This is a genomic window from Bradyrhizobium sp. Crot121, from assembly GCF_059512385.1.
Map to the genome: position 1 here is coordinate 1 of NZ_JCAMOR010000421.1, position 409 is coordinate 409.

The following is a 409-nucleotide window of genomic DNA, read 5'->3' on the forward strand; positions in this document are numbered from 1 at the left end:
GGTTCCCGCCTGGTAGAGAACCGGAGTCCTCTGCCGAGACGGCTCGCTCAGATGATAGCCATTCGATCGATAAAACGCGCCATCATGTGCTATGGGCCGGATCTTGCCGGGGTCCGCAAAGATGCGATTGGCCTTGTCAAGCAGGATCGCATCGTCGTCCCAGCTTCCCTCCCAGAGCTTGTAGAGCACCTCAAGATATTCGTCGGCTCGGTCGTAGCGACTGTCGTGCTCGGCCTGGGCGTCCTGCCCGAGCGCTCGCGCCGCACTGTCGAGATAGCCGGTGACGATGTTCCAGCCTATTCTGCCGTCCGTCAGGTGGTCGAGCGTCGACATGCGCCTGGCGAAGAGATAGGGCGCGTCGGAGTTGACATTGACGGTGACGCCGAAGCCCAGGTTCTTCGTCGCCGCC

At 61.9% G+C, this 409-nt stretch carries 1 protein-coding gene; it reads right to left on the minus strand.

What is annotated here, in order from left to right; all coding sequences use genetic code 11:
• A partial coding sequence (locus AC5ZGW_RS47275) for an LLM class flavin-dependent oxidoreductase (RefSeq protein ID WP_496114290.1) occupies positions 1 to 409 on the minus strand: 409 nt, incomplete at both ends.